This is a genomic window from Rhodosalinus halophilus (genome assembly GCF_003298775.1).
Classification (GTDB): domain Bacteria; phylum Pseudomonadota; class Alphaproteobacteria; order Rhodobacterales; family Rhodobacteraceae; genus Rhodosalinus; species Rhodosalinus halophilus.
In genome coordinates this window covers 88,590-99,747 of the sequence record NZ_QNTQ01000018.1, presented here as the reverse complement: position 1 = coordinate 99,747, position 11,158 = coordinate 88,590, and the positions used below count along the sequence as shown (strand labels likewise).

Here is an 11,158-nt window from a genome sequence, read left to right as displayed (position 1 = left end):
GGGCGTAGAGATGGGCCAGGTCCTCCGCCATGCCCTTGGTCACGCCGTAGACGTTGCGCGGCACCGCGCGGACCTCTTCGGTGATCCAGGCCGCCGGCGCGCCGGGCGCGGGCCGCAGCGCCGCACCGAAGGCGCTGGTGGTGGAGGTGAGCACGAAGGCCTGCACGCGCTCGGCCAAGGACGCGGCGAGCAGCGCCTGCACCGCCTCGACATTGGCGCGCAGGAAGGCGCGTTCGGAATGGGTGGCGACATGCGGCTTGTGCAGCGTTGCGCAGTGTATCACCGCGCGGCACCCGGCGACCGCCGCGCGCGCGGCCTCCGGCTCGGCCAGATCGGCCGCGACATCCGTGAAAGGGCCGGGCGCGATGTCGGCCCCCCGCGCAGCGATGCCACGGGCCCGTGCGAGGCGCAGGATCGCCTCGCCCAGATGCCCGCTCGATCCCGTGATCAGAAGGGTCAGAAGCCGTCGTCCTGCTGCCAGGGCTTCGCGAGATTGCCGAAGCGAGTGAACTTGCCCTCGAAGCTGAGCTCGACCGTGCCGATGGGGCCGTGACGCTGCTTGCCGATGATGACCTCGGCGCGACCGTGCAGCTTCTCCATCTCCTCCTGCCATTTCGCCACGCCGTCGAGGTCGTGGTCGCCCGGCTTCTCGCGCTCCTTGTAGTATTCCTCGCGGAAGACGAACATCACCACGTCCGCGTCCTGCTCGATCGAGCCGGATTCGCGCAGGTCGGCGAGTTGCGGGCGCTTGTCCTCGCGCGCTTCCACCTGGCGCGAGAGCTGGCTGAGCGCGATCACCGGGATGTCGAGCTCCTTGGCGATGGCCTTCAGCCCTTGCGTGATCTCGGAGACCTCGTTCACCCGGCTGTCCTTGGCCGAGGCGGGCCGGACGAGCTGCAGGTAGTCGACCATCAGCACGTCGAGCCCGTGCGTCCGCTTCAGCCGCCGGGCGCGCGCGGCGAGCTGGCTGATCGGCAGCGCCGGCGTGTCGTCGATGTAGAGCGGGCAGGCCTCGAGTTCGCGCGCGGCCGCCGCGAAACGCTGGAACTCGTCCTCGGTCAGATCGCCGCGCCGGACCCGCTCGGACGGGATTTCCGAGGCGTCGGAGAGCACCCGCGTCGCGAGCTGCTCGGCGCTCATCTCGAGGCTGAAGAAACCCACCGCGCCACCCTCGACCGCGCCCTCGGTGCCGTCGGACTTCGTGCCGCGGCGATAGGCGCGCGCGATGTTGAAGGCGATGTTGGTGGCCAGCGACGTCTTGCCCATCGAGGGGCGACCCGCAAGGATCAGCAGGTCGGACTTGTGCAGGCCGCCCAGCTTCTTGTCGAGATCCACGAGACCCGTCGAGATCCCGGCGAGCTGTCCCTTGCGCTTGTGCGCGGCCACGGCCACCTGCACCGCCTCGAGCGAAGCGTGCAGGAAGGACTGAAAGCCGCTGTCGGCCTGGCCCTGTTCGGCGAGGCGGTAGAGCGCCTGCTCGGCCTCGACGATCTGCTCGCGCGGCTCGCGGTCCACCTCCATCTTGGCCGCCCTGGCCGAAATGTCGCGGCCCAGCGCGATCAGCTCGCGCCGGATGGCGAGGTCGTAGATGAGCTGCGCGTAGTCCCTGGCGGCGAAGCCGGCGATGGCGGCGCCGGCGAGGCGGGCGAGATAGGCCGGCCCGCCCAGCGCCGCCAGCCCCTCGTCGCCCTCCATGAAGGTCTTGAGCGTCACGGGCGAGGCGAGCGCGTTCTTCGAGATGCGCGCCGAGGCGATCTCGAAGATACGGGCGTGCACCGGGTCGTAGAAGTGCTGCGGGCCGACGATCGCCGCGACGCGGTCGAAGATGTCGTTGTTGGTCAGGATCGCGCCGAGCAGCTGCTGCTCGGCCTCGACCGAATGCGGCATCGTCTCGGGCGACTCGATCTCGGCGCCCGCCGGGTTGAAGCCCGCGATCTGGTTCATGACTGCCCTCTTGTTCTTTGGTCCGGACCGCATAGCCGCGGCCGGGCGATCAGGGCAAACGGTATAAGCTGTGGATAGGCTGTGAGTCCTCCGTCGCCACGCAATATGGTGGCCAAAGGGAGGGTTTCGTCAAGATGTTGCGGTCCTGAATGCGGACTGTGCCGCGCCAGCCACGCCCGGCGGCTTATCGGCGTCGCGCCTCCTGCCAGGCTCTTGGCGCGTCGAGGAAGGCCTCGACCTCGTCGAGAGTCGCCTGTGAAAAGGCTTGGGTTTCACGGGCTTCGGCCAGAACGTCGCGCCATGTGGTGAGCGACAGAAGCCGCACGCCGGCATCGGCGAGCTTCGCCTCGCCCTCGGGGAAGATGCCGTAGGCGAATATGACGGCGGTGAAGGCGCACTCCCCGCCCGCCTCGCGAATCGCCTCGACGAAGGAGAGTTTGGAGCCCCCGTCGGTGGCCAGATCCTCGATCAGCAGCACGCGGTCGCCCTCGTGCATCACGCCCTCGATGCGCGCGTTGCGGCCGTAGCCCTTGGGCTTCTTCCGGATGTAGGCCATGGGCAGCGCCAGGCGCTCGGCCACCATCGCGGCGAAGGGGATTCCGGCGGTCTCGCCGCCCGCGACCACGTCGAAGCGCTCGAAGCCCGCCTCGCGCAGCACGGTCGCGGCGAGATGGTCCATCAGCGCCGCGCGCACCCGCGGAAAGCCGATGAGGCGGCGGCAGTCGATGTAGGTGGGCGAGGGCAGGCCGGAGGCCAGCGTGAAGGGCTCCTCGGCGTTGAAATGCACAGCCTTCACCTCGAGCAGCATCCGGGCGGCGAGGCGGGCGATCTCCTGCGGGGGCGGGGCGGTGGTGATCATGCGGTCTCCTGCGGGTGGGCTCGGTCCGCCCTCGCGGGCGTCCTCGCAGCGATGACGCCCGTCAGGGCGGAAGAGCGCTCAGCCGGTGACGTGCCAGTGCAGCGGGAAGCCCGGGTCGAACACGGTCACCGGACCGTCGCCCGTCTCGATCCGTTCGGGAAGCTCCACGGGCGCCCCCTTTGTCAGCGTGATGCGCTCCTCGTTGGGCGGCAGGCCGTAGAAGGCGGGGCCGTGCAGCGCGGCGAAGCCCTCGAGCCGGTCGAGCGCGCCCTCGGCCTCGAAAACCTCCGCCAGCACCGAGAGCGCGTTGGGCGCCGTGAAGATGCCCGCGCAGCCGCAGGCGGTCTCCTTCGCGGCGTCCACATGCGGCGCGCTGTCGGTGCCCAGGAAGAAGCGCGGATCGCCCGACACGGCCGCGGCGCGCAGCGCCTGGCGGTGCGTCTCGCGCTTGGCCACGGGCAGGCAGTAGTAGTGCGGGCGGATGCCGCCGGCGAGGATGTGGTTGCGGTTGATGACCAGGTGATGGACCGTGATCGTGGCGCCGAGATCCTGCTCCGCGCTCCTGACGTAGGCGACCGCATCGGCGGTCGTCACATGCTCCATCACCACGCGCAGGCCGGGTGTGGCGCGGCGGATCGGGTCCAGCACCCGCTCGATGAACACCGCCTCCCGGTCGAAGATGTCGATGTCCGCATCCGTTACCTCGCCGTGCACGCAGAGCGGCACGCCCGCCTCGGCCATCCGCTCGAGCACGCCGCGCACGCGGCCGAAGTCGCGCACGCCCGAGGCGGAGTTCGTCGTGGCGCCCGCGGGGTAGAGCTTGACCGCCGTCACCAGCCCCTCGGCATGGGCGCGCACCACGTCCTCGGGATCCGTCTCCTCGGTCAGATAGAGCGTCATAAGGGGGGTGAAGTTCATCCCCTCCGGCAGCGCGGCCATGATCCGGTCGCGGTAGGCGGCGGCCTGTGCGCCGGTGACGACCGGGGGGACGAGATTCGGCATCACGATGGCGCGGGCGAAGTGTTGCGCCGTATGCGGCAGCACGCCCTCCAGCATCGCGCCGTCGCGCAGGTGCAGGTGCCAGTCGTCGGGGCGGCGAAGGGTCAGGGTCGTCGTCATGCGCCCGCGATTACCCCATCGGCGCGGCCCGCGCCAGTGCGGGAAAGATTGCCCGGCGGCGGCTCTTGCGGCACAAGGCTGTGAGCCGTCCGGAGGAAGGTGCCCATGCTCTTCACGCTGATCGTCGCAGGGGTGGCGGGTGCGGCCACGCCCTATGTGCAGGACCAGGTGACCGAGGCGCTTTATCGCGTGCTCGGCGAGGAGAGGATGCCCGACGCGGGCGGTCGCCGGGTGGCCGCCTTCGCCACCATGCTGCTCGCCGCCGCCATCCTGTTGGTATTGGTCTCCGACGACGTCTCGCCCGTGCTGCTGGTCATAGGCGGCACGATCGGCGCCTTCCAGAAGGAGATCCGCGCGGCGATCTCCGACCGCATGGGCTAGGCGTCCTCGCCCAGCATCGCCTCGAGCTTCTGCATCCGTTTGGCGAAGCGCGGCGCGTTCAGGCGATCGCTCACGTTCCGGCACAGCCGCCAGGCCAGTCGCGGGTGGTCGCGTTCCTCGACGCGGGCGAGCAGGCGGCGGAGGTATGGCAGGTGATCGCGCCGGGCACGCATCTGCTCGTAGAAGAGCTCGCGGTCCAGAACGCCTGCGCCGGCGGCGGCGAGCATCGGCTCGAGTTGCCCCATGCCGATCAGGTCGCCCTGGATCGCGCCCCCCATGTTGCGCAGCCGAAGGCGGATCACGTTGTCGCCCTGGAAAAGCGTCGCGTGCATCGCGTCGAGCGTCTCGTGCGGGTCGTAGACGACGAAGACCTCGATCGCGGCGTCGATCATCGCCGGCGCATAGCCGAAACGGTCGCTGAACGAGGTGCGGCGCATCTCGACGAATCGATCGTCCCATTCGGCGAATTCCGGATCGAGGGTCGCCTGCGGCTGGATCACCAGCACCGACGCCCCCGGCGCCGCCACCGAATAGGCGGCGGCCGCATAGCCGCAGGGCCCCGCGCCATAGAACAGGACGCGGTCGAAGTCCTCGAAAAAGCCATCGTCGATCAGCCGGTCGAAGTAGTCGTAGACCGCGACATCGCGATACCAGGTGTCGCTTTGCGCGATGATCGCCAGATGCGACCAGCCGTGGCCGCGCACCATCTGCCAGCCCAGCGGCTCCTCGCGCTCGGAGAGCGCGCGGATTCCCTCCACGGTCTCGAAGCTGACCAGCAGCGTGCCGCCGTGGTCGATGTAGCTCGCCATGTGCCGCGGACCCAGCACGGCGAAATGGCCGTTCTCGACCGTGAGCTCGGAAAGGCGATCCAGCCATTCGGCCCGCGACAACCCGGCGAGCGGGCGCGAGTCGAGGTCGGGAGCATCCTGCATGCGTGTCTCCGTGGCGCGCTGCATAGCGGTGTTAGGGCCCATGCCGCACCGGATACTAGAGCATTTGGGCGAAATTGGGTGAGAAAGCGCCTGTTCCTATGGCGTTGACGCGGCGCGGGAGCGCGCGCGCCGCGCGTGCGCGATGAGCCGAAGCGCGACATCCCGCGGCACCGGGCGCGAGGGCGGGGTGACCAGAAGCCGCCCCATGAGCGCGCGGCAGCTCTCGTCCTCCATGAGCTGGGCGAAGCGCGCGCGCCGCCATTCGACGGCCGCGGCGTGCAGGGCGGCGAGTTCGGGGTCGGCCGCGAGCTCGGCGCGGATCGCCCGCGCCGCAGGCGCCAGCGCCGCGATGCTGCGATCCTCGTCGGTGCAGTAGTTCCGCTCCACCCAGTAGTCGAGGCCCAGCCGGTCAGCCGCATGCACGGCACGGCCGCGATCGGCCTTGAGCACGAAGCTCTCCATCGCGCCCAGCGGGTAATGGTTGAGCTGCGCGAGGCCAAAGTTGGGCTGCCCGAAATCGGAGAAGACGCGCCGGGTCCGGAACGCGGCGCCGAGCGCGCGGCCGTGCCCGTCGTACCAGCGCGCGGCGTCCAGGCGCGCGGGGTCCGGCGCGCGCGGACGGTGCACGCCCGGCTTCGCGTAGGTGCCGTCGTTGCGGTAGAGCGTCTTGAACATCGCCGCACGCCAGGGCCACCAGATGACCTCGGGCGCGGCGCGGGTGAACTGTTCCGTCACCGGCCGGTCCTCGTAGGCGACCACGCCGCAGTTGCCGAAGAGCCGCCAGGTGAGCGTGATCGCCGTGGCCTCGGGCAGGGCCTCGATCAGCGCCGTCAGCCTGCGGTCGCCTGCATGGACGTTGACGAACTCGTCGATGTCGAGTGGCAGGATCCAGTCCGCGCGGCGCGTGATCTCGAGCTCCGCCGCGCGGTTGAGCGCCGTGAACTGCACGCCCTGCCTGTCGTAGGGTGGCGGGTTGCGATGGTGCTCGACCCGCCCCAGAGCGGCGAGGCGGTCGAGAATCGCCTCCGTGCCGTCCTGACAGTCGTTTGAAAAGACGAGGAAATCCGTCACCCCGGCGGCGGTGTGATGGGCGAGCCAGTCGAGCAGGAAGGCGCCCTCGTTGCGCACCGTCAGGATGGCGAGTATCCGCATCAACAGCCCTTGCGGAAGGTCACGACCTTGGCCTGCGAGGCGCGCGGGAAATAGGTCAGGCCTGCGCGCTGCATCGCGTCGAACACCGCCTGGACGCCCGCCTGCCCGATCCATTGCGGATGCAGCTCGATCACAGCGGCGCGCAGCCCCGTCCAGTCGCCCGCCGGCAGCAGCTCGGCCTCGGCCCCCTCGATGTCGCAGACCAGCACGTCGGGCCGCACCTCCTCGAGCACGGCGGGGAGCGCGCGGACCTCGACCTCTTCGGTGCCGGTCACGCCGCCGGCCGCGTCCGGGTCGAGCGAGGAGGCGAGAAAGTCCTCGCGGATGTGGAACCTGCGGGCCGGGCCGGCCTCCGGGGCGAGCAGGGCGTTGTGCACGGTGGTGTTGGTCACGTCGTTCGCGCGGTGGACCTCGGCGATGAAGGGGATGAGCGCCGGGTTCGCCTCGAAGCTGGTGACATGCGCGGCCTTCGTGCGCGTCGCGATCAGCGCGGACATGTAGCCGATGCCCGCGCCAAGCTCGAGCACGCGGTCGCCGGGTCTGACCACGCGCAGGACGGCGTCGCTTTCCCTTTTCTCGTAGGCGTCGGCCCGCAGGTTGCGGCGCGTCCGGCCGGCGATGAAACGCGCATCCTTCGGGATGCGCAGGCCCCTGGAGCGAATGTAGCCGCGGTCGTCCTCGCCTGCGCCGTCCATGCTCAGCTCTCCATGTCGAGCGCGAGCGACCAGGCGACGCGCTCCGCCCCGGTCAGGCGCGTGCGCAGGGCCTGGGCGAAAAGGTCGGCGAATTCCGGCGTGGCGCGCAGCTCTTCTGCCTTCGCCCGGTGCCAGGCGAGCCCCGCGGCGTGCAGACGCCGGAGCCTCTCGTCCGCCATCAGCCGGTCGTATTCGGCCCGGAGCCTCGGCAGGTTGCGCTGGATGGTGACGTCGGTGGCGTCGTCCCAGTCCATGCGGATCCAGTAGTTGAGACCGATTGCGCGGTCGACATGCAGCGCGCGGCCGCGCTGGCGCTTGATCAGGAAGCTCTCGGCCGAGCGCAGGGCGTAGTGATTGAGCTGAAGCAGGTCGTATCCCACCGACTTCTGCGAACTGCGCCAGCCGTTCCGGGCGACCTCGGCCGTGATGTCGGCGCCCGACCCGTTCACCCAGCGCACGCGGTCCTCGTAGCCGGGCGCGAGCTTGTTGGGCCGGTGGCAGCTCATCTTGGAATAGGCGCCGATGTTGCGGAACATCGTCTTGAAGCCCCAGACCGTGTGCGGCTTTGGGCAGAAGCGCGGCGCGCAGCGCGTGAACTGCTCGATCACGAAGCGATCCTCCACCCGCTCGACGCCGCCGTGACCGAAGAGCCGCCAGGTCATGGCGACATTGGTGGCCTCGGGCACGCGCGCGAGAAAGTCGTCGAGCGTGCCGTTGCCGCAGCGCACGTTCACGAATTCGTCCACGTCGATGTGCAGGATCCATTCGGCGTCCCGCACCACCGGCTCCGAGAGCGCACGGTTGAGCGCATGCTGCTGGGGCGACTTGCCGGACCAGTCGTCGTTGCGCCGATGCTCGAGGACGCCCAGCTCCTCCAGACGCGCGAGGATCGCGTCGGTGCCGTCGTCGCAGTCGTTGGTGTAGATCAGGAAGCTGTCGATGCCGATGGCGCGGTGATAGGCGACCCACTCGACGATATAGGGCGCCTCGTTCTTCATGCAGGCGATGATGACCCGGCCGGAACTGCCCTCGGGCAGGCGCCGCGGCGGCGCCGGCGCGAAGGGCGCGGCGAGCGCGCTCTCGTCGACATGGCCCAGGCGGTTGTGCGGGGCGAAGGGGCTGTTCTGCAGCCGCGCGAGGTTGGCGCGCGCGAGCGGCGGCAGATGGGTGGCCTGCGGCGGCGCGGCGGGCGCCGCCGCCTGGCGGGCCTCCTCGGTCGTCCGGTCGATGCGGGGGCGGAAGGCCAGCAGATACTGCGTCGCGCGGAACCCCTCCTGCGGGTCGGCCTCCTTCCAGGGCGGGGCCTCGGGCGGCGGCGCGAGCGCGGCCGGGTCGAGGCCGTGTTCCTCCGCGAGGCGCGCGAGATCCGGCGCGAAGCGGCGCGAGATGGACGTGAGACTGCCGGGATCGGTCGCCGGCCCCGCAATCTCGAGCTCTCCCAGCATCCGGCGCCAGAGCTGACGCGGCAGGATCGCCTCCTTGCGCTCGATGTAGCGCAGAAAGAGCGCGTTCATCGCCCGCGCGCGCGCCAGCCACGCCGCGGCCGGCGCGGCCGGGCGGGCCTCGGGCTCCGCCTTGCCGGGCAGGGCGGGCAGACCGAGCGTCGCGGCCAGTTCCCTGGTCGCTGTCGGCACGGCGAGGGTTGCGTCGTCGACCGCCCGCAGCCGCACGGCCCCGGCGCCGAAGACCGCGCCCCACTCCTGCGTGAAACGCGCGAGATCGAGCCAGTGGGGCGGCCCCTGCACCTCGGGGAAGATCGCCCGCGCAGGGTCTGGCGCGGGGGCTGTGGCGCGCGCGGCCTCCCACCAATCCTCCCCCAGCGCGAGCTCCTGGGTGAGCGGCACGGCCCGCCCGTCGAAGACTTGCGCGGCGTAGTGGCGCGCCAGCATCCGCGCGGGATCCTCCACATGCGCGACCACCTCGATCCGCTCGGACAAGGGCGCGAGCAGCGCGCGCAGGCGCCCAAGCTCCGAGCGCTCCGAGAGCCGCTGCCCGAGCTGCCAGGCGGAGAGCACCATGACCTCGGGCCGCGCGGCCTCGGCCTCCCTCGCAAGGCCCGCTGCCAGCTCGTGGCGCAGCCCCTCCTGCGCCGCCGGATCGGCGAAGCCCCGGCTGGCGCGCAGAAGGTCCGGGCGCTCCGGGTCGCTCACCGCCATGAAGAGCCGCGTGTGATTGTTCGCCCCAGGCGTGCGGGGAAAGAGCACGCCCTGTTTCGCCAGCCCGTCGCGCCGGGCCGACATGATCCGGCGCAGCCGCTCCACCGCCCAGGCGTCCAGCCCGACATGCAGCACGATGCGCATCAGCCCGCCGTCTCCCTGCGCGCATTGGCCCGGCCCCACCACGCGATCTCGAGGCCGAGGTGGGCGGAGAGGCGTTCGGCCGCGTCCTGCGCCGCCACATCGAGCTCGAGATAGGCGTCGGAGCCCGCGAAGATCCGCGCGAGAAAGGCGTAATGCGCGTCGATCCAGCGCGCGCGCTCGTCTTCCTCCCGGCCGTAGCCCCTGGGCAGCCCCGGGATCTCGTAGACCGGCAGCCGGTCGAGCATGTTCGACCACCCCGCCATCGAGGCGCAGATATCCGCCGTGGGCCGTCGCGTGGCGACGAAGCGCAGGTCAGGGTGGCGCTCCCGCAGCGCCTCGATCAGCCCGAAATCGGTCTGCGGCCAGAAGTTCACGCCGCGCCGCATCACACTCGTCTCCGAGATCGCGTCGAACCCCTCGAAGAAGGCCAACGGATCGCCCGAGCCGAAATAGCCGCGATACATGAGGTCGCCCACGAAGACGCCGTGCAGCGCGCGGTCGGGCGTCTGCCGCGGGCGGATGCGATGGTCGGCCACTGTCAGCCCCGAGGCGGCGAGCGCCTTGTTGAAGGTCGTCGTGCCCGACTTGGGCAGCCCGAGGTTGACAACGCGCACCCGGCTCATGCCTCTTCGAGCCCCAGCTCCGCGATCAGCGCCTCCTCGGCCGGGCACATGGGCGGCGCCGCGCGCAGACGATCGCGCAGCGCGCGATACGCCGGCCGCTCCAGCAGGTCGGCCGCGCGCGCACGGTGCCGCGCCACCGCCTCCTCATGCAGCGCGCGGACCCCGGGCAGCGCCTTGAGCGCCTCCATCTCGCGCTCCAGCGCGGGCAGGTGGCGCAGGAGGCTCGTCTCCTCGCAGGCGTCGTCGTTGCGCTCGCGCCAGTAGGTGTCGTCGAAGGCGCGATGGGCGCGGTTCACGTCGCCGCGGTCGTTCTTGACGAGGTAGCTCTCGAGCGCGCGCAGCGCGTAGTGGTTGAGCGTCGCGTGCACCCTTGCCCCCTTCGCGGGAAACTTGCGGATGCGCCGCGGATTGGCCGCCACGAGAAAGCGGTGCTGGACGGGCCGCCCGGAGCCGTCCGTCCAGCGCGGGCGCCGCTCGGCCGGCAGGCCCTTGCGCAGGAAGGGTCGGTGCGCGCCGAAGTACTGCAGCGGAAAATCACGCCGCACCAGTGTCTTGACCTCGATCGCCGTCTCGCCGCACCAGATGTCGGGGTTGTGCGTTCGGGTGAACTGCGCGACGACGGGGCGGTCCTCGAACCGCTCGACGCCCCCGTTGGCGAAGAAGCGGAAACTGACGGAAATCGCCTGCGGATCGCCGCAGGCCGCGATCAGCGCGGCGATCGTGCCGTCGCCTGCATGGATGTTCAGGAACTCGTCCACGTCCGCGATCCAGATCCAGTCGGCGCCGGTGACCACGGGATCCCGCGCGGCGGCCTTCAGGGCCTCCATCTGGTAGTTGCGGCCCTCCGCCGGGTTGGGCAGGTGGCGCACCAGGCCGTGCTCTGCCAGGCGGTCCAGCAGTGCATCGGTCCCGTCGGTGCAGTCGTTCGAATAGAACAGGAAGTCGGTCACCCCGATCAGCCGGTTCCACGCGATCCATTCGATCAGGAACGGCCCCTCGTTCTTCACGCAGGTCACCGCCGTCACGCGCGGCGCGCGGCCGATCCCGCCGGTCACAGCTTGCCCCGCCTGCACTGCCCGTCCGCCCTTCTTTCCACCCGCACCATCCTGGCAGGCAATCTTGCCCGAATCATGGCGATCCCCCGGCCCGCGGT

11 protein-coding genes are annotated in these 11,158 nt (G+C 70.6%); 1 reads left to right on the top strand and 10 read right to left on the bottom strand.

Features of this window, described 5'->3' with window-relative positions; genetic code table 11:
* From DRV85_RS19435 to pyrC, 4 genes are all read right to left on the bottom strand, one after another.
* The coding region (locus DRV85_RS19435) for an NAD-dependent epimerase/dehydratase family protein (RefSeq protein WP_233495565.1) at positions 1-412 on the bottom strand (412 nt) is incomplete at its 3' end.
* A gap of 44 nt (positions 413-456) precedes the next feature.
* A complete protein-coding gene (locus DRV85_RS16405) occupies positions 457-1,944 on the bottom strand; it encodes a replicative DNA helicase (RefSeq protein ID WP_113290560.1) in 1,488 nt (495 codons plus the stop codon).
* 184 nt (positions 1,945-2,128) lie between these two features.
* Positions 2,129-2,803 (bottom strand): orotate phosphoribosyltransferase, encoded by a 675-nt coding sequence (locus tag DRV85_RS16400; protein WP_113290559.1) that lies wholly within the window; start codon positions 2,801-2,803, stop codon positions 2,129-2,131.
* Between the two features lie 78 nt (positions 2,804-2,881).
* Positions 2,882-3,922 (bottom strand): dihydroorotase, encoded by a 1,041-nt coding sequence (gene pyrC / locus DRV85_RS16395; RefSeq protein ID WP_113290558.1) that lies wholly within the window; start codon positions 3,920-3,922, stop codon positions 2,882-2,884.
* Between the two features lie 105 nt (positions 3,923-4,027).
* Here pyrC and DRV85_RS16390 point away from each other — a divergent pair, with 105 nt between their 5' ends.
* Positions 4,028-4,303 carry a hypothetical protein gene (locus DRV85_RS16390; RefSeq protein ID WP_113290557.1) on the top strand — a complete coding sequence of 92 codons (276 nt, stop codon included), beginning with the start codon at positions 4,028-4,030 and terminating at the stop codon, positions 4,301-4,303.
* Here the strand turns inward: DRV85_RS16390 and DRV85_RS16385 are convergent.
* The 6 genes from DRV85_RS16385 to DRV85_RS16360 all read right to left on the bottom strand — a co-directional run bounded on the left by DRV85_RS16385 (position 4,300) and on the right by DRV85_RS16360 (position 11,060).
* A complete protein-coding gene (locus tag DRV85_RS16385; RefSeq protein WP_113290556.1) occupies positions 4,300-5,235 on the bottom strand; it encodes a phosphoadenosine phosphosulfate reductase in 936 nt (311 codons plus the stop codon). The two genes, DRV85_RS16390 and DRV85_RS16385, sit on opposite strands and share 4 nt — an antisense overlap.
* A 96-nt stretch (positions 5,236-5,331) precedes the next feature.
* The gene (locus DRV85_RS16380) at positions 5,332-6,387 is read right to left on the bottom strand and encodes a glycosyltransferase family 2 protein (protein ID WP_113290555.1); all 1,056 of its coding nucleotides are present in this window, start codon (positions 6,385-6,387) and stop codon (positions 5,332-5,334) included.
* The gene (locus tag DRV85_RS16375) at positions 6,387-7,082 is read right to left on the bottom strand and encodes an FkbM family methyltransferase (RefSeq protein WP_113290554.1); all 696 of its coding nucleotides are present in this window, start codon (positions 7,080-7,082) and stop codon (positions 6,387-6,389) included. Before DRV85_RS16375 ends, DRV85_RS16380 begins: the two co-directional genes overlap by 1 nt.
* Before the next feature lie 2 nt (positions 7,083-7,084).
* Complete coding sequence (locus DRV85_RS16370; protein WP_113290553.1) at positions 7,085-9,382, bottom strand: glycosyltransferase family 2 protein; 2,298 nt, start codon at positions 9,380-9,382, stop codon at positions 7,085-7,087.
* Entirely contained in the window at positions 9,382-10,005 is a 624-nt protein-coding gene (locus DRV85_RS16365; RefSeq protein ID WP_113290552.1) for a sulfotransferase family protein, read from the bottom strand. The genes DRV85_RS16370 and DRV85_RS16365 overlap by 1 nt, the downstream gene beginning before the upstream one ends.
* On the bottom strand, positions 10,002-11,060 hold the full coding sequence (locus tag DRV85_RS16360; protein ID WP_233495561.1) for a glycosyltransferase family 2 protein: 1,059 nt from the start codon (positions 11,058-11,060) through the stop codon (positions 10,002-10,004). Before DRV85_RS16360 ends, DRV85_RS16365 begins: the two co-directional genes overlap by 4 nt.
* Between the last annotated feature and the right edge of the window lie 98 nt (positions 11,061-11,158).